At 67.3% G+C, this 15,577-nt stretch carries 17 protein-coding genes and 2 tRNA genes; 3 read left to right on the top strand and 16 right to left on the bottom strand.

Annotated elements, in window-relative coordinates; all coding sequences use genetic code 11:
* Positions 1 to 3 precede the first annotated feature (3 nt).
* The 7 genes from WG924_RS25690 to WG924_RS25660 all read right to left on the bottom strand — a co-directional run bounded on the left by WG924_RS25690 (position 4) and on the right by WG924_RS25660 (position 5,858).
* Positions 4 to 588 carry a FixH family protein gene (locus WG924_RS25690; RefSeq protein ID WP_188579350.1) on the bottom strand — a complete coding sequence of 195 codons (585 nt, stop codon included), beginning with the start codon at positions 586 to 588 and terminating at the stop codon, positions 4 to 6.
* A 50-nt stretch (positions 589 to 638) separates the two neighbouring features.
* A complete protein-coding gene (ccoG, locus tag WG924_RS25685) occupies positions 639 to 2,150 on the bottom strand; it encodes a cytochrome c oxidase accessory protein CcoG (RefSeq protein ID WP_345935888.1) in 1,512 nt (503 codons plus the stop codon).
* A gap of 70 nt (positions 2,151 to 2,220) precedes the next feature.
* A complete protein-coding gene (gene ccoP / locus WG924_RS25680; RefSeq protein WP_345935887.1) occupies positions 2,221 to 3,090 on the bottom strand; it encodes a cytochrome-c oxidase, cbb3-type subunit III in 870 nt (289 codons plus the stop codon).
* A 12-nt stretch (positions 3,091 to 3,102) separates the two neighbouring features.
* Entirely contained in the window at positions 3,103 to 3,270 is a 168-nt protein-coding gene (locus WG924_RS25675; RefSeq protein WP_188579357.1) for a cbb3-type cytochrome c oxidase subunit 3, read from the bottom strand.
* 36 nt (positions 3,271 to 3,306) lie between these two features.
* Positions 3,307 to 4,032: a cytochrome-c oxidase, cbb3-type subunit II gene (gene ccoO / locus WG924_RS25670; RefSeq protein WP_345935886.1), complete on the bottom strand. Its 726-nt coding sequence runs from the start codon at positions 4,030 to 4,032 to the stop codon at positions 3,307 to 3,309.
* Positions 4,033 to 4,036: 4 nt separating this feature from the next.
* Positions 4,037 to 5,527, bottom strand: a complete 1,491-nt coding sequence (gene ccoN / locus WG924_RS25665; protein ID WP_345935884.1) for a cytochrome-c oxidase, cbb3-type subunit I — start codon at positions 5,525 to 5,527, stop codon at positions 4,037 to 4,039.
* A gap of 34 nt (positions 5,528 to 5,561) precedes the next feature.
* Positions 5,562 to 5,858 carry a hypothetical protein gene (locus tag WG924_RS25660; RefSeq protein ID WP_345935883.1) on the bottom strand — a complete coding sequence of 99 codons (297 nt, stop codon included), beginning with the start codon at positions 5,856 to 5,858 and terminating at the stop codon, positions 5,562 to 5,564.
* A gap of 248 nt (positions 5,859 to 6,106) precedes the next feature.
* On the opposite strand from WG924_RS25660, the gene WG924_RS25655 reads away from it, so the two are divergent.
* Positions 6,107 to 6,955, top strand: coding sequence for a sulfite exporter TauE/SafE family protein (locus tag WG924_RS25655; protein WP_345935882.1), 849 nt, complete (start codon positions 6,107 to 6,109; stop codon positions 6,953 to 6,955).
* Positions 6,956 to 7,031: 76 nt separating this feature from the next.
* Here the strand turns inward: WG924_RS25655 and WG924_RS25650 are convergent, their stop codons facing one another.
* From WG924_RS25650 to WG924_RS25615, 8 genes are all read right to left on the bottom strand, one after another.
* Entirely contained in the window at positions 7,032 to 7,727 is a 696-nt protein-coding gene (locus WG924_RS25650) for an ABC transporter ATP-binding protein (protein WP_345935881.1), read from the bottom strand.
* Positions 7,724 to 8,500, bottom strand: a complete 777-nt coding sequence (locus WG924_RS25645) for an ABC transporter ATP-binding protein (protein ID WP_345935880.1) — start codon at positions 8,498 to 8,500, stop codon at positions 7,724 to 7,726. The genes WG924_RS25650 and WG924_RS25645 overlap by 4 nt, the downstream gene beginning before the upstream one ends.
* A complete protein-coding gene (locus WG924_RS25640; protein WP_345935879.1) occupies positions 8,497 to 9,555 on the bottom strand; it encodes a branched-chain amino acid ABC transporter permease in 1,059 nt (352 codons plus the stop codon). The genes WG924_RS25645 and WG924_RS25640 overlap by 4 nt, the downstream gene beginning before the upstream one ends.
* Positions 9,542 to 10,459: a branched-chain amino acid ABC transporter permease gene (locus WG924_RS25635; protein WP_345935878.1), complete on the bottom strand. Its 918-nt coding sequence runs from the start codon at positions 10,457 to 10,459 to the stop codon at positions 9,542 to 9,544. The genes WG924_RS25640 and WG924_RS25635 overlap by 14 nt, the downstream gene beginning before the upstream one ends.
* 73 nt (positions 10,460 to 10,532) lie before the next feature.
* Complete coding sequence (locus tag WG924_RS25630) at positions 10,533 to 11,669, bottom strand: ABC transporter substrate-binding protein (RefSeq protein ID WP_345935877.1); 1,137 nt, start codon at positions 11,667 to 11,669, stop codon at positions 10,533 to 10,535.
* 227 nt (positions 11,670 to 11,896) lie between these two features.
* On the bottom strand, positions 11,897 to 12,139 hold the full coding sequence (locus tag WG924_RS25625) for an Lrp/AsnC ligand binding domain-containing protein (protein WP_188579370.1): 243 nt from the start codon (positions 12,137 to 12,139) through the stop codon (positions 11,897 to 11,899).
* A 235-nt stretch (positions 12,140 to 12,374) separates the two neighbouring features.
* A tRNA-Leu gene (locus WG924_RS25620) sits at positions 12,375 to 12,461 on the bottom strand.
* A gap of 172 nt (positions 12,462 to 12,633) precedes the next feature.
* Positions 12,634 to 12,720: transfer RNA gene (locus WG924_RS25615), tRNA-Leu, on the bottom strand.
* A gap of 562 nt (positions 12,721 to 13,282) precedes the next feature.
* Between WG924_RS25615 and WG924_RS25610 the strand changes: the two genes are divergently transcribed.
* Positions 13,283 to 13,873, top strand: coding sequence for a TMEM165/GDT1 family protein (locus WG924_RS25610; protein WP_345935876.1), 591 nt, complete (start codon positions 13,283 to 13,285; stop codon positions 13,871 to 13,873).
* A 59-nt stretch (positions 13,874 to 13,932) separates the two neighbouring features.
* Here the strand turns inward: WG924_RS25610 and WG924_RS25605 are convergent, their stop codons facing one another.
* Entirely contained in the window at positions 13,933 to 14,730 is a 798-nt protein-coding gene (locus tag WG924_RS25605; RefSeq protein WP_345935875.1) for an alpha/beta hydrolase, read from the bottom strand.
* A gap of 126 nt (positions 14,731 to 14,856) precedes the next feature.
* On the opposite strand from WG924_RS25605, the gene WG924_RS25600 reads away from it, so the two are divergent.
* The gene (locus tag WG924_RS25600; RefSeq protein WP_345935874.1) at positions 14,857 to 15,444 is read left to right on the top strand and encodes a TetR/AcrR family transcriptional regulator; all 588 of its coding nucleotides are present in this window, start codon (positions 14,857 to 14,859) and stop codon (positions 15,442 to 15,444) included.
* Positions 15,445 to 15,577: the final 133 nt, after the last annotated feature.

Genomic DNA, 15,577 nt, shown 5'->3' with positions numbered 1-15,577 from the left:
CCATCACTCCCTGTCGGACGGGGCCGTACCGGCTGGTGCGGCATCGGCCGGATCGATCCACAGCCGCTGGGTCGAAATGTGGCGATCCCTGCCCGCCGTGACAATGACATGCAGATCCCATTGACCGGCGCGGACCGCCGGCCCGACCAGCCGCCAGTCGCCGGCACCCGCGCCGACCTGCGGCACCGCCAGCAGCGGCACGTGTTCGCCGTCGATCGGCCGTTGCAGCCGGGCGTCGATCACCGGATCGACCAGCGGCCCGTCCCGGCCCGCCAGGGTCAGCGCGATATCGGTCTCGTTCGCCGGCGCACCCGGCTCCACCCGAGCGGCCACCGTCCAGCCCAGGGCGGCCTGCGCCTCGGACGCGGCGATCAGCTTGTCATAGGCAAGCCCGCGTTCGAACGGCTTTTCCACCACCACCCCGGTAAAGCCGTCCAGGGCATTGACGATCAGGGTGGTGTTCACGGCCAGCACCACCAGGAACCCGCCGACGAAGACATAGGGGATCCAGCCGCTGCGGCGGGACGGCGCGGTCGCGGTGGTGCCGTTCGGGGCGGCCGGGCGAAGGCTGTCTGCAGTGCGGGCCATGGGATGGATCTCCGGAAGACGGGGGGCCAAGGGCGGCGTGATCTGCCCGATCAGGGCATCTGCACCGGAGCGACGCTGTTGGTGCGCTGGGTGCGGTCGCCGCCCGATGGCGGGGCCACGAACATGGTGTCGACATGGGCTTCCTCGCCCGTGGTCTGATTGCGCACCGTCACATGCAGCGGCGTCTGTTCCTCAGGAATGACGGCACGCGGCATCGACACGAACATCCTGAGCGAGCCGACACCATCGCCGCGCACCTCGACATCATCGGCGGGCAGTTCCTGGCCATCGGCCAGATGCACCGTCGCCTTCAGTCCCTCGGGCCCGTCGACCATCACCGCGAAGCTCGCGGGCTCAACCCGACGGTTGGTGATCTTCAGGGTATAGCCATTGCGGATCGAACCGTCGGACAGGGTGACGAACAGCGGCGCGCGGTCGCGGATCAGGGTGGTATCCACCCGGGTGCGGGTCAGAAGCTGGGTCAGCATCACGGCGCCCAGCACCACGATCAGGCCGGTATAGATCATCGTGCGCGGCCGGATCAGCTTCATCGGCTTCGGCGTCTCGCCCCGGCCCAGCGCCGCCTGATTGGCAAAGGTGTCCCAGGTGATCAACGATTTCGGGCGATGCAGCTTCTCCATCACATTGTCGCAGGCATCGACGCACAACCCGCAATTGATGCATTCAAGCTGAATGCCGTCGCGGATGTCGATGCCGGTCGGGCAGACCTGGACGCATTGCGCGCAATCGACGCAATCGCCCCGGCCCTCGAAGCTTTCGCCCTTGCGGTATTTGCCACGCGTCTCGCCACGCCAGCCCTGATAGGTGACGGTGACGGTCTGGTCGTCGAGCATCGCGGCCTGGAACCGTGGCCAGGGGCACATATAGGTGCAGACCTGCTCGCGCGCCCAGCCGGCCAGAACATAGGTGGTGATGGTGAACAGCGCGAACATGCTGTAGGCCATGCCCGAGGCGCTGCCGGTCAGCAACTCCACCGTCACGGTCGGCGCGTCGCGGAAATACATGATCCAGGCGCCACCGGTCAGGGCGGCGATCACCAGCCAGACCGTATGCTTGGCGACCTTGCGCCAGGCCTTGCGAACCGTGAGCTTCGCCTTGTCATTGCGGATGCGCTCGGCGCGGTCGCCCTCGATCAACCGTTCCACCCACATGAACAGATCGGTCCACACCGTCTGCGGGCAGGCATAGCCGCACCACAGGCGGCCATAAAGGCTGGTGACCAGGAACAGCAGAACCGCGGCCAGGATCAGCAGGCCGGCCAGGTAGTAGATCTCGTCGGGCCAGATTTCCAGATTGAAGAAATAGCCGCGACGACCTTCCATATCGAGAAGCAGGGCCTGATCGGGCCGGCCCGGTCCACGATCCCACCGCACCCACGGCAGGATGTAATAGATGCCGAGCATCACCACCAGCAGTGCCCATTTGATCCGGCGGACCGGACCCTTCACCGCCTTGGGATAGACCTTCAGGCGGTTCGCGAACAATGCCGGCTGCGCGGTCTCTTCATGATGACCGTCAAGATCGATGCCGGAGGTGGACATGGCCCTGGCTCCTCGGAGAGGTCGGCCCGGCCGGCTTCTGATGAGCCGGCCGGGTGGGGGTGGTGGCGCGTTATTCGCCGCCACCCAGGCTGTGGACATAGACGGCGAGCATGTTGATGGTGGCCTCGTCCAGACGTCCGCCCCAGTTGGGCATCACGCCGTGGCGCGGCAGGGCGATCTGGCCGGCCACCTCGGCTTCGGTGCCGCCATACAGCCAGATCTGGTCGGCCAGGCTGGGGGCGCCGAATTCGCGGTTGCCCTGGCCGTTATCGCCATGGCAGGCGGCGCAGTTGTCGGCGAACAGCGTCTGGCCCTGTTCCATCACCGCCGCGGCCGGGGTCGTCGCCCCCGACAGCGACAGGACATAGCCGGTCAGGGTGGTGATCTGCTCCCGGTCAAGGAACTCCCCGAAGGCCGGCATCTCGGACATCCGCGTGTCGGGGTCGGTGACCGAGCGGATACCGTGCAGCAGGGTCTGGCGGACGGTGTGGATGTCGCCGCCCCACAGCCAGCTATCATCACCCAGCGCCGGATAGCCCGGCTGACCGGCACCGCCGGCACCATGGCAGGCGGCGCAGTTCTCGGCGAAGGCCACCCGGCCGCCCGCCACCGCATAGGTCGCGGTTGCGGGATCCTTCAGGATGTCGGCCACGTCGGTGGTCCTGATCTTCGCCAGGATATCGGCGCGGCCGGCTTCCACGGCGGCCAGGTTCTCGACATGCTCGACGCGGGTCGAATAGCCGAGCAGGCCCTTGAAATAGGTGGTCCCGAGCGGGATGCCGGGGAAGAGCAGCACCCACACCGCCGAGAAGGCGATGCTGATATAGAACACATACAGCCACCACTTCGGCAGCGGCGTGTTCAGCTCCTTGATCCCGTCCCACTCGTGGCCGGTGGTCATGCGGCCGGTGGCCGTGTCCTTCTCGATCTTGGTCGGCATGGCGCCAATCCTTCAGGCGTCGTCGTCGCGGAGCGGAATGCGTGAGGCGCTGTCCATCTCGGCACGCTGGCCGGGCAGGAAAGCTTTCACGCCGTTCGCGAGGATCAGGATCATGACGGCGACAATCCACCATGAACGGATGAACTGATAAATCGCGTGGAGGTCGTCATTGCCCAACATGGTCAGTGGCTCCCATTACCTCTGCGGTGCTCGCGGTCACTGCTGAAGTTCTTCGACCGTCAGGTCGTTGAACCGCACCATGGTGCCCAGCACCTGCAGATAGGCCACCAGCGCGTCCATCTCGGTCAGCTTCGCGGTGTCCCCGTCGTAATTGTCGACACGGGCACCGGGATAGCGGGCGATCAGGCCCTCGGCGTCGCTCATCGGGTCGGCCTGGGCGACCATGTCGGCCAGGGCCACGTCGATCATCTCGGCCGTATAGGGCACGCCGACGGTGGCGTTGGCGCCAAGCCGGCCCGCCATGCTGGCGGTCTCGAGCGGCCGCTCCAGCAGGAAGCCATAGGTCGGCATCACCGAACCGGGCACCAGGGCACGCGGATCATAGAGATGCGCCACATGCCATTCGTTGGAGTACTTGCCGCCCACCCGGGCCAGATCCGGCCCGGTGCGCTTCGACCCCCACTGGAAGGGATGATCGTATTTGCTTTCGGCCGCCAGGCTGTAATGGCCATAGCGTTCGGCCTCGTCGCGGAAGGGGCGCACCTGCTGACTGTGGCAGGTATAGCAGCCCTCCCGGATATAGATGTCGCGGCCGGCCAGCTCCAGCGGGGTGTAGGGGCGGACACCGTCCACCGCCTCGACCGTGCTCTCGATGGTGTAGAGCGGGATGATCTCGACCATGCCGCCGATCGAGACGGTGGCGAGGGTCAGGATGACCAGAAGCCCGGTGCGCTTCTCGATCTTGTCATGCGTGAGCGCCATGGGATCAGGCCTCCACCGTGGCAGGCGCCGCGGCCCGCTTGGCAACAACCGGCTGGCCCACCCGCACCGTCATGATCAGGTTGAAGACCATGATCAGGGCTCCGGTGAGGAACAGCACGCCACCAAGTCCGCGGATGATATAGAAGGGATGCATGGCCATGACGGTCTCGACGAAGCTGTACTGAAGGAAACCCAGCTCGTCATAGGCGCGCCACATCAGGCCCTGCATGATGCCGGACACCCACATCGAGGTGATATAGAGCAGGATGCCGAGCGTCGAGATCCAGTAGTGCCAGGACACCAGCGCCATCGAATACAGGCCCTGCTTCTTCCACAGCATCGGCACCATCATGTAGATCGCGCCGAAGGACACGAAGGCGACCCAGCCGAGGGCGCCGGAATGCACGTGGCCGATGGTCCAGTCGGTGTAGTGGCTGAGCGCGTTGACCGCGCGGATCGACATGACCGGCCCTTCAAAGGTCGACATGCCATAGAAGGCGACCGAGGTGACCAGGAAGCGGATGACCGGGTCGGTGCGCAGCTTGTCCCAGGCGCCCGACAGGGTCATCAGGCCGTTGATCATGCCGCCCCATGAGGGCATCCACAGCATGATCGAGAACACCATGCCCAGCGTCTGCGCCCAGTCGGGCAGTGCCGTGTAGTGCAGATGATGCGGGCCGGCCCAGATATAGAGGAAGATCAGCGACCAGAAGTGGACGATCGACAGGCGATAGGAATAGACCGGCCGTTCCGCGCGCTTGGGGATGTAGTAGTACATGATCGCCAGGAAGCCGGCGGTCAGGAAGAAGCCCACGGCGTTATGGCCATACCACCACTGCACCAGCGCATCCTGGACGCCCGCGAACACCACATAGCTCTTCGAGCCCAGCAGGCTGGCCGGCACCGACAGGTTGTTCACGATGTGCAGCATCGCGATGGTCACGATGAAGGCGATGTAGAACCAGTTCGCCACATAGATATGGGGCTCGCGCCGGCGCACCACCGTGCCGATGAAGGCGACGAAATAGCAGACCCAGACGATGGTCAGCCACAGATCGACATACCATTCCGGCTCGGCATACTCCTTGCCCTGGGTATAGCCCAGCAGATAGCCGAGCGCCGCCTGGACGATGAAGAAGTTGTAGCCCCAGAAGATGAACCGCGCCAGCGCCGGACCGCCGAACAGCGGCGCGCGGCAGGTGCGCTGCACCACATGGAACGAGGTGCCGATCAGCACGTTGCCGCCGAAGGCGAAGATGGCGGCCGAGGTGTGCAGCGGCCGCAGCCGGCCGAACGAGGTGTATTCCAGGCCGAGGTTGAGCGAGGGGAACGCCAGTTGGAAGGCGATGAAGGTGCCGGCCGCGAAGGCCGCCACGCCCCAGAACATGGCGGCGATCACGAACAGCCGGATCGTGCCTTCGTCATAGCGGGCGGCGGAGCGCACGGGCGTCGCCGCCCGGCCCTGCACGTCGCCCAGTGTTGCGGTCATTGTCATTGGATCACCGCTCCGGTGTCAGAGGCGAGACGTGTCACAGATCCGGGCCGTCGGCGGGGATCGATCCCTCGCCGTCGGTCTCGACCGATGCGAAATGGCGGTTGATCTCGCCGACGATGTAAACGATCGCCAGGATGCCGAGCCCGATCCCGAAGATCCGGATCCCGATATCCGCGGCGTGGCCGGCCATGTAGAGGCCGACGACGCCCGCCAGCGTCAGCAGTGCGCCGACGACGATCGACAAACCGTCCGGCCCGATTGGTTTTCTGTCGCTCATGCCCCGTATCCTCAAGCCAACCTTCCGCACGGCCAGACACGCCGGCGGGGTCATGCGGACGACGAACCACGGATGATCCGCGGCCCAACGCCGTCTCGTTGGCATGAAGCTATGACGGGCCAGCGGTCACAGCCTTGACACAGGTCAAGGCGCGCACGTGCACACCCCGACAGGATCGCCCATAGTGGCCCGAAGGTCCGCGGCGGATGGTCGCATGAACCCGCGCCAGTGGCCGGATCGCGCCATTCCGATACCGCCGGCCCGATCGGCCGGGGCAGCCCACCGACAGATGCACGGCAGACATGCTTGAACAGCTTGGCGATCATCTCCAAACCCTGGCCGCTCTGTGCCAGCCGGCCTTTGCCGGCGATGCCGGCGGGTTCGGGGGTCTGGCGGCCCTGCTCGCAGCACTCGCACTCGCGGGGCTGGCCGGCGGGTTGATGCATTGCGCGCCGATGTGCGGGGTCTTCGTCCTGGCACAGGTCGATGCCCGGCTGACGCGGGTGCCGGTGGCCTCAATGTCCGAGGCCACGCGCCTGCGCGCCGGCCTGCTGCCGGGATATCATCTGGGCCGCATCGCCACCTATGCGGCGCTGGGCGCGGTCGCCGGGCTGATCGGCCAGGGCTTCGGCGACAGCCTGGCGGCCGTCGACCGGCTGCGCGGCTGGGCGGCGGTGCCGCTGGGGCTGGCCGGACTGGTGCTGCTGGCATCGGCCGGGATGCGGCTGGGCCTGTTGGGGCAGCCGAACCGGCCGGCGCTGTTCCCGGCCGGGGCGGTGCCCGGATCAGGTCGTCATGGCCGCGCGCCGGGTGTTGCAGGCTTCGCGTCCCGGCTGCTCACCCGCATCCGCCCCTGGCTGGCCGGCGGCGGATGCCGGGGTGTCGGCACCGGGCTGGTGCTTGGTTTTCTTCCCTGCGGGCTGGTCTATGCCGCCCTCGCCGCCGCTCTGGCCGCGGGGCGGCCGCTGGCCGGCGCGCTCGCCATGGTGGCCTTCGGCCTTGGCACCATTCCGGCACTGGGCGTGGTGGGGGTCGGCGGGCAGGCCCTGCTTCGCCGGCATCCGGCACTGGCCCGCAAGCTGGCACCGGCTCTGCTGGGCCTTGCCGCCCTGCCCCTCATCGCCGGCGCGGCCGCCCTGGTCGTCGGTTGAGCCGGCAATCGGCTGGGCCGGGCATCGCCTGAACCGGGCATCGGCTGAACCGGGCATCGGCTGAACCGGGCGCCGTTCAAACCCCCACCAGCCGGCGTGCCGCGCCGTCGGGCCGGGCAAGCTCTGCGCCGGCTCCCGACCAGGCGACCCGGCCGCGTTCCAGCCCGACCGCATGATCGGCAAGACCGGCCAGCGCCTTCAGATCCTTGTCGACCACCAGGATCGCCAGCCCCTCGGCCTTCAGCCGTGCCAGCACCGCCCAGATCTCGCGTCGGATCAGCGGCGCCAGCCCCTCGGTCGCTTCGTCCAGGATCAGCAGCCGCGGATTGGTCAGCAGCGCCCGGCCGATCGCCAGCATCTGCTGTTCGCCCCCCGACAGCAGCCGCGCCGCCTGCCGGCCGCGCTCCGCCAGTCGCGGAAACAGGTCGTGGACGGCGGCCTCGGTCCAGGGGCCGGGCCGGGCCGTCGCCACCAGATTCTCGTGCACCGTCAGCCCGGGAAACACCTGCCGGCCCTCGGGCACCAGTCCCAGCCCGGCGCGGGCGATGCGATGCGATGGCGCGCCGGTCATGTCGCGGCCATCCACGTCGATCCGGCCCCCGGTCACATCCACCAGACCCAGCGCCGCGCCGATGGTGGTGGATTTGCCCATGCCGTTGCGCCCGATCAGCGCCACCACCTCACCCGCCCGCACGGCAAGATCGATGCCGAACAGCACCTGCGCCGGTCCATAGCCACCGGTGACGGCCCGCATCTCCAGCACCGCGGTCATCCGGCGTCATCCTCGCCCAGATAGGCTGCGATCACACCGGCATCGGCGCGGATCGCGTCGGGTGTTCCGGTTGCGATCGCATGCCCGGCCACCAGCACCGTCACCCGGCCGGCCAGTGCGAACACCGCCTCCATGTCGTGTTCCACCATCAGGATCGTGGCATCGGCGGCAAGCGCGCGGATGGTCTCGACCATGGCGGCGCTCTCTTCCGGCCCCAGGCCCGCCAGCGGTTCATCGAGCAGCAGCAGCCGGGGCCTGCGGGCGGCGGCCAGGGCGATTTCCAGCCGCCGGCGCTCGCCATGCGACAGCACCGCCGCCGGTCGCCGGTCATCAGGGTCCAGGCCGAACCGCCGCAAGACCTCGCCGGCTGTGTCGGCCAGCCGCCGGTCGCGGTCGCGCGCGGCGAATGGCCGCCAGACCGAACGGGTCGGCGCGATCAGCGCCACCTCGATGGTCTCGCGCGCGGTCAGGGTCGGGAACAGGGCCACCACCTGATAGGCCCGCACCAGCCCGCGCCGCGCCCGCGCCACCACGCCCTCGGCGGTGACGTGCCGGCCGTCGAAGCCGATACGGCCCCGGTCGGCGGCAAGCTCACCCGAAATCAGCGCACAGGCGGTGGTTTTGCCGGCACCGTTGGGGCCGATCAACGCGTGGATCTCGCCCGGCAGCACCGCAAGGTTCAGGTCGTCGGCCGCCGCCAGCGCGCCGAAACGCCGGGTCACGCCGGTAACCGTCAGCAAGGGCGGGGTCGCCGGGGTGCCTGTGCCGGTCATCGCCGCCCCCCTCCCCGCAGGCGCCCGCCGATCCGCGACAGGCTGCCCAGCACGCCGCCGCGATTGAAGATCGCCGCCAGCACCAGCATCGGCCCCAGGATCGCCGCCCAATGCTCGGTCCAACGGCCCAGCATCTCTTCCAGCACCACCATGATCGCCGCCCCGATCACCGCGCCGGCCGGGGTCGCGGCGCCGCCCAGCACCACCATCACCATCAATTCGCCCGATGTCGTCCAGGCCAGCGGCGTCGGGCTGACGAAACCGATCAGATTGGCGTTCAGCGCGCCGGCGACCCCGGCCACCGCCGCCGCCGCCATGAAGGCCGCCAGCCTGAGGCCATAGGGGCTGCGGCCCAGGGCGCGCAGGCGGCGGTCGTCATCGCGCGCGGCCGCCAGCACCAGCCCATAACGACTGCCGGCGATGCGATGGGCCAGCGCCAGCCACAGGGCCAGCAGGCCCAGGCAGATGTAATGGAAGACCATGGCATCGCCGGTATCCAGGCCGGCGGCGGTGTTGCGACTCCACAGCGACAGCCCGTCCTCGCCGCCATAATCGGCGAAGGCGACGGTGACGAAATACAGCATCTGCGAGAAGGCGAGCGTGATCATGATGAAATAGGCGCCGCTGGTTCTAAGGCTGATCGCCCCGATCGGCAGCGCGATCAGCGCCGCCGCCAGCGCCGCCACCGGCAGGGTGACGAGAAGGTCATCCGTCCCGCCCCCGGCCAGAAAACCCAGAGCACCGTCCATGCCCTGCGCGTGATGGAAGGCGATGCCGACGGCATAGGCGCCGATGCCGACAAAGGCGCCATGGCCCAGCGATGGCAGGCCGGCCGCGCCGATCAGCATCTGAAGACTGGCGGCGGCCAGACCCCAGATGGCGATGCGGGTGGTCAGCGCCACCAGATAATCGGCGCCGGCGGCACTGGCGACCAGCGGCGCCAGGGCCAGCAGCAGCACAACGACGAGGCTGGCCCGGCCGCCGCGCGCCGCGTGCCCGGTCGGTGTCGGCGGCGTCGGGCGAAGAGCCGTCGGATGGGGATCAGTCGCTGCCACCGAACACCCCCTTGGGCCGGATGGCGAGCACCAGCGCCATCAGCAGATAGATGGTCATCGACGCCAGCGCCGCGCCGATCTGGTCGGCCGCCGCCGGCGGCAGCACCGCCCGCGCCAGTTCCGGCAGATAGGCTCGGCCCAGCGTGTCGGCCAGCCCCACCACCAGCGCGCCGGTGAAGGCGCCGCGCACCGAGCCGATGCCGCCGATCACGATCACCACGAAGGCCAGGATCAGCACCGGTTCGCCCATGCCCACCTGCACCGCCAGCACGGGGCCTGCAACCGCGCCGGCCAGGCCCGCCAGCAGGCCACCCAGCGCGAACAGCACGGCATAAAGCCTGCCGATATCCACCCCCAGCGCCGCCACCATCCGCCGGTTCTGGGCGCCGGCGCGGATCAACATGCCCAGGCGGCTGCGCTCGATCAGCAGGGCGAGCCCGCCCGCCACCACCAGCCCGACCAGAATGATCACCAGCCGCCAGACCGGATAGGGCACGCCCGGCAGGATTTCCAGCGTGCCTGCCGCGAAATCGGGCACGTTCAGGAACAGGGGGCGCGGTCCGAACAGGATGCGCATCATCTCGTTGGCGAACAGCACGATGCCGAAGGTGGCCAGAACCTGATCCAGATGGTCGCGCGCATACAACCGCGCGATCACCAGCCGCTCGATCAACAGCCCGGCCAGGGCGGCCACCGGCATGGCGACCAGAATGCCCAGCACCACCGATCCGGTTTCGGCGGCGATGAAGGCGGCGGCGAAGGCCCCCACCATGTAAAGCGCGCCATGGGCAAGGTTCAGCACGCCCATCACGCCGAAGACCAGCGTCAGGCCGGCGGCGATCATGAACAGCATGACGCCGAGTTGCAGGCCGTTCAGAACCTGCTCGATCAACAATGCAAACATGAGGGATCAATCTGCGCCCGAGGGTGCAGGTGACCGGACAAAGACCGTCCGCGTCACCCGCGCCCCTGGGTCGTCAGTTCATCTTGCAGTCGGCCGCATAGGCGTCGACATGGTCGTCGAACACCTTCGAGACGATGCGGTTGACCAACCGGCCCTTGTCGTCCTTCACCACTTCGCGGGCATAGAGATCCTGAACCGGGTGCTGATTGGTGCCGAAGCGGAATTCGCCACGCACACTGTCGAAATCGGCCTTGCGCATGCCGGCGCGCAGATCGTCCAGCTTCGACACGTCGCCACCCGCGGCCTTCAGACCGGCGCCCATGATATGCGCCGCCTCATAGCCCTGCATGGCATAGACCGAGGGCAGCCGGTCATAGGCGGCCTCGAAGCCCGCGACGAAGGCCTTGTTGGCGGCGTTGTCCAGGTCCAGCGACCACTGCGCGCCGTTGATCACGCCCAGTGCCGCATCGCCCACCGCCGGCAGCACGTCCTGATCGAACGAGAAAGCGGGACCGAACAGCTTGATGTCGCCCTTCAACCCGGCCTGGTCATACTGCTTCACGAAGTTGATGCCCATGCCGCCGGGCAGGAAGATGAACACGCCATCGGGCTTGTCGGCGCGGATCTTGGCGATCTCCGCCGCATAATCCAACTGGCCCAGCTTGGTGTAGATCTCGTCGACCACCTCGCCCTTGAAATAGCGCTTGAAGCCGGTCAAAGAGTCCTTACCCGCCGGATAATTCGGCGCGATCAGCACCATCCGCTTGACGCCGGCCTGTTCCACGGCGGCGCCGGTGGCTTCATGCAGATTGTCGTTCTGATAGGCGGCGTTGAAATAATTCGGGTGGCAGCCGGCACCGGCCAACTGCGAGGGGCCGGCATTGGAGCTGACATAGATCACGTCGTCGCGCGTGACCCGCGGCACCACCGCCAGCGCCAGATTTGAGAACACGATGCCGGTCATCAGCGCGACCTTGTCTTCCGACACCAGCCGGTCGGCGGCCTGAACCGCGGTTTCCGGCTTGCGGGCGTCATCGACCACCCGCACATCGACCGGCACGCCCCCCAGCATGCCGCCCGCTTCCGTCACCGCCAGCATGAAGCCGTCGCGCGTGTCGACGCCGAGCCCGGCACCATCGCCGCTGAGCGTGGTCAGCAGGCCGATCTTCACCGCATCCGCCGCGCCGGCCGCTCCCACGGCCATCGTCATGACAATCCCCGTTGCCGCGGCGATGATCCGCGCAGACCGCTTGTGTCCCGTCATCTCCCGTTCCCCATCTTTGGCGCGTCCGGCCCGTGGATGGCCGGTTGCCCTTGGCTGACTGATTGTTCTTGGGCTGACCGGTCGATCGAGACGCATGGCATCCGGCGCTCCCCACCGGCATCGCCCGCCGCCGCTTGCGGGCGGCGCGCGCGTCCATGCGCCTCAGTATCCGGTCAGGTAAAGGCCTTGAAGGTGATCATCGTGAAGGTGTCCTTGACGCCATCGACGGCGTGGAGCTTCTCGTTCACGAAATGGCCGATATCGTGGCCAGGGGCCAGATAGCACTTCATCAGCAGATCGTACTGACCCGAGATCGAATGCACTTCGGAGATTTCCTCGATCGTCTCCACCGCCTGATGGGCGACGTCATAGGCCTTGCCGAGTTCACATTTGATGAGCACGAAAATGGTCTGCATGGGGCTCCGACCGGCGCTTTGAGAGAGGACGGCCGGGAGCATCGGGCCCGCGCGGCCATTTCGCCGACCGTACCCGGTTTTGCCCGCTTTGGGTAGCGCCAGGGCTCTGCCCCAATGGCCAGATGCGCGGCCTGAACGCGCCCCCCCGCCCGTCGAATCCGGGCAAAAAAAATGCCGGCCACCGTCAACCGGCACCGGCTTTCATCGTCAGAACCCTATACCCCAGCGGAAAAGCTGGTGCGACCAGCAGGACTTGAACCTGCACGCCCTTTCGGGCACTAGCCCCTCAAGCTAGCGCGTCTACCAATTCCGCCATGGTCGCAGCGGGTCTGTGTGGTCCGTGGTTATACGCAAATCCGGGGCCGATGCAAGCGCCTTGTCAAAAAAGCGACTTGGACCCGCGAGGCCGGACCGCCAACAAAAAACCCGCCAGATGCAGGCGGGTGCTTTGCTTCACGATGACTTCGCCTGATGGTCACTCCCCTTTGAGAGAGTGGTGCGACCGGTAGGACTTGAACCTACACGTCCGTACAGACACTAGCACCTGAAGCTAGCGCGTCTACCAATTCCGCCACGGTCGCATCGGGCGTCGTCGTCGTGGCGGTCTTATAGCCAATCCTTGGCAGGCTTTGCAAGAGGTCTTTTTCATCGGTCCGCAACATTTCTTGAGGCCTCCGGCGGGCCGTTCAGGAAGTCATTGATCTGTAATGAAACGGGGCTCGTCGACGCCGATCCGCCCCCCGATGGCGTGGCCCGCGATTGACAGAACCGGCCCTGCCGGGTAATTCTCATCCCACTTTCCGAGGGGGAGTAGTCGACCGCGAGCCACGTGCCCCGGCCATTCGGACCAGTCCGGACAGCCCGGGTGACGCAGCCAGACGGATCGCACGTCAACAGACTTGTCTGCCGGCCAAGGCCGGTATCCGGCCCGCGGGCCGGGTCCAGGGCATGGCGTGCGAGCGACGGGACCAGATCCTGACGCCGGCGAGACCTTCGGACACCTGTGCATCGACCGTCGAGTTTGACGACGGGCGGCCGGACCGGCCGATGCGCAAGTGTCCGATCGTGCTCGCGGCCCGGGTGTCTGTCCGGGGACGGGTCGATTGCGGTCCGGCCGCCCCGCCCCGGAGGCATTCAGCAATCATGGAAGCGCTCGGCATCTCCACATTGGTGGTGGCCCTGGCAGAAATCGGCGACAAGACCCAGCTTCTGGCGCTGGCACTGACGCTGCGTTATCGCGCGCCCTGGCCGGTCGCCGCCGGGATTCTGGTGGCGACCCTCGCCAATCATGCGGTCGCCGGCGCGGTCGGTGCCGCAGTCGCCGCCCATGTCGATCCCGACTGGATGCGCTGGATCCTGGGACTGTCGTTCATCGCCATGGGCCTGTGGGTGCTGGTTCCCGACAAGCTGGACGACGACGACACCCCGAAAGCCACCGCCCGTGGCGCCTTCCTGGCCACCACGCTGACCTTCTTCGTGGTCGAGATCGGCGACAAGACCCAGATCGCCACCGTGGCGCTGGCCGCCGACTACACGCCCCTGATCATGGTGATCGTCGGCACCACGCTGGGCATGATGATCGCCAATCTGCCGGTGGTGTTCCTGGGCGAGCGCATCGCCCGCGCCATTCCGCTGGGCCCGGTGCGCAAGGCGGCGGCGGCGCTGCTGATCGTGCTTGGCGGCCTGGCGCTCGTCGGCGACGCGGCAAGCTTCGGCCTTAACGGCCCCGGCTGATCCTTTGGCCGGACAGGGATTATGGCGACATTACCCCGTCCCGCCCGGCCAATGGGTCGTCAGTCGGCGAGGAACGCGCAGACCGCAGCCCCGGTCTCCTCGGCCTGAAGGATGCGGTTGTGGCCATAGCCCGCGGTTTTCACGACCCGACAGCCCGGCCAGAGCACGGCAAGTGCCTCGGCATCGGAATGCTCGACCATCTGGTCGGTGGTGTCATAGATCGCCAGAAGCCGCCCGTCCGCCTCCGGCGTGTAGGCGATACCTCCCGACAGCGACGACCAACTGGTCTGGAACTGATCGGACAGGATGGCCTTGACATGGTCGAGCGCCTCTGGGAACGCGCCCTGCCTGCGCATGGATTCAAGCGGGACATAGGGAAAGAGCGGTGCCGAGATCACCGCGTACCTGTCGGCGTGAACCCCGTGCAACGCCCGCGCCCGCATCATCGCAAGGCCACCGGCCGAATGCCCGATCATGGCGCGGACCGGCGTATCGAGCCGGGTGAAAAGATCATGCGTGTCCGCGATGAAGGTATGAAACCCGACCTTTTCCGGACGCGATGCGCCATGCCCGCCGGCGTCGAAGAACACGCAGCGATATCCCTGTCGCGCGATCCGCAAGGCCAGCGACGCCATTTGAACCCCCCGCCCGGAATAGCCATGAACGAGCATGACCACCGGCCCCTCGCCCACGCTCCAGGCCTGCCGGCTGTCGTGCGGGCCGAAGCGGAACGGTTCGGCCTGTTCCAGCATCGTCTCGTCCTGCGGTCGCAGCGGCAGGATGACCGCCTGCCCCAGCCCGGCTGCAAGCATGCCGGCCTGATCGAGCACGGGCGTGGATGCCCGATACGCGGCCATCGCGTCGGCTTTCGGTTGTGTCCGCACGTCTGACAACGGCCTTCTCCCTTATGTCATCACTGGCCGTCATGGTTTCGATCTGATATAGACCAGTCAATATATTTTCGGACGACGATGGAGTGAGCCATGCCGCCGAAACCCAGACATCGGGCCCCGATCATCGACGCGGCGGTGACATTGTTCCGCCGGCAGGGCTATGCCGGCACCGGCCTGAATGACATTGTCGATGCCAGCGGCGCGCCCAAGGGCTCGCTCTACCACTATTTTCCCGAAGGCAAGGTATCGATCGCCGTGGCGGCGGTTGATGAGGCCGGCCGACGGGTCGCCGCCACACTTCAGGATCTCGCCACGAAAGCCGGCACAACCGGTGCGCTTCTGCAAGCGCATGCCCGTCTGCTGGCCGGCTGGATGGAGAAGTCCGGCTATCGCGACGGATGCCCGATCACGACCGTGCTTCTGGAACTGGCCCCCGCCGACAGAGCGGTCGCGGAGGCGGGCAGGAAGGCCTATGGCGCACGGATCACGGTGCTGCACGACAAGCTGGTGGCCGATGGCCATGCGCATGCCGACGCGCACCGCCTCGCCCAACTGTGCACCTCGGCGATGCAGGGCGCGCTCATCCAGGCCAGAATCGAGCGAAGCGGCGCGGCCATCGAGTGCACCGCCGCCGAACTGGCGCGCCTGATCGACCATCTGCCGAAGAACGCCGCGTAACGAACCGCCCACCGCGCGCCACAACTTGCCACTTGCAAGCCGGACCACCACATCCGACACCTGTCTTCTGCGGGACGCCACGCCCCTGACCCGCGTCGCCACTGACCCGCGTCAGATCCACGCGATCCCGGGC

Origin of the sequence: Tistrella arctica (assembly GCF_039630945.1) — a bacterium.
Taxonomy (GTDB): Bacteria; Pseudomonadota; Alphaproteobacteria; order Tistrellales; family Tistrellaceae; genus Tistrella; species Tistrella bauzanensis.
This window is presented reverse-complemented; position numbering and strand designations above follow the sequence as displayed.

Excerpts from the sequence above, each read along its gene's own strand:
- WG924_RS25625 (WP_188579370.1), bottom strand. The coding sequence starts at position 12,139 with ATGCAGACCATTTTCGTGCTCATCAAATGTGAACTCGGCAAGGCCTAT.
- WG924_RS25605 (WP_345935875.1), bottom strand. The coding sequence starts at position 14,730 with ATGGCCGCGTATCGGGCATCCACGCCCGTGCTCGATCAGGCCGGCATG.
- WG924_RS25645 (WP_345935880.1), bottom strand. The coding sequence starts at position 8,500 with ATGACCGGCACAGGCACCCCGGCGACCCCGCCCTTGCTGACGGTTACC.
- WG924_RS25660 (WP_345935883.1), bottom strand. The coding sequence starts at position 5,858 with ATGACCCCGCCGGCGTGTCTGGCCGTGCGGAAGGTTGGCTTGAGGATA.
- ccoP (WP_345935887.1), bottom strand. The coding sequence starts at position 3,090 with ATGCCGACCAAGATCGAGAAGGACACGGCCACCGGCCGCATGACCACC.
- WG924_RS25635 (WP_345935878.1), bottom strand. The coding sequence starts at position 10,459 with ATGTTTGCATTGTTGATCGAGCAGGTTCTGAACGGCCTGCAACTCGGC.
- WG924_RS25610 (WP_345935876.1), top strand. The coding sequence starts at position 13,283 with ATGGAAGCGCTCGGCATCTCCACATTGGTGGTGGCCCTGGCAGAAATC.
- WG924_RS25600 (WP_345935874.1), top strand. The coding sequence starts at position 14,857 with ATGCCGCCGAAACCCAGACATCGGGCCCCGATCATCGACGCGGCGGTG.
- WG924_RS25690 (WP_188579350.1), bottom strand. The coding sequence starts at position 588 with ATGGCCCGCACTGCAGACAGCCTTCGCCCGGCCGCCCCGAACGGCACC.
- ccoO (WP_345935886.1), bottom strand. The coding sequence starts at position 4,032 with ATGGCGCTCACGCATGACAAGATCGAGAAGCGCACCGGGCTTCTGGTC.
- WG924_RS25650 (WP_345935881.1), bottom strand. The coding sequence starts at position 7,727 with ATGACCGCGGTGCTGGAGATGCGGGCCGTCACCGGTGGCTATGGACCG.
- WG924_RS25675 (WP_188579357.1), bottom strand. The coding sequence starts at position 3,270 with ATGTTGGGCAATGACGACCTCCACGCGATTTATCAGTTCATCCGTTCA.
- ccoG (WP_345935888.1), bottom strand. The coding sequence starts at position 2,150 with ATGTCCACCTCCGGCATCGATCTTGACGGTCATCATGAAGAGACCGCG.
- ccoN (WP_345935884.1), bottom strand. The coding sequence starts at position 5,527 with ATGACAATGACCGCAACACTGGGCGACGTGCAGGGCCGGGCGGCGACG.
- WG924_RS25655 (WP_345935882.1), top strand. The coding sequence starts at position 6,107 with ATGCTTGAACAGCTTGGCGATCATCTCCAAACCCTGGCCGCTCTGTGC.
- WG924_RS25630 (WP_345935877.1), bottom strand. The coding sequence starts at position 11,669 with ATGACGATGGCCGTGGGAGCGGCCGGCGCGGCGGATGCGGTGAAGATC.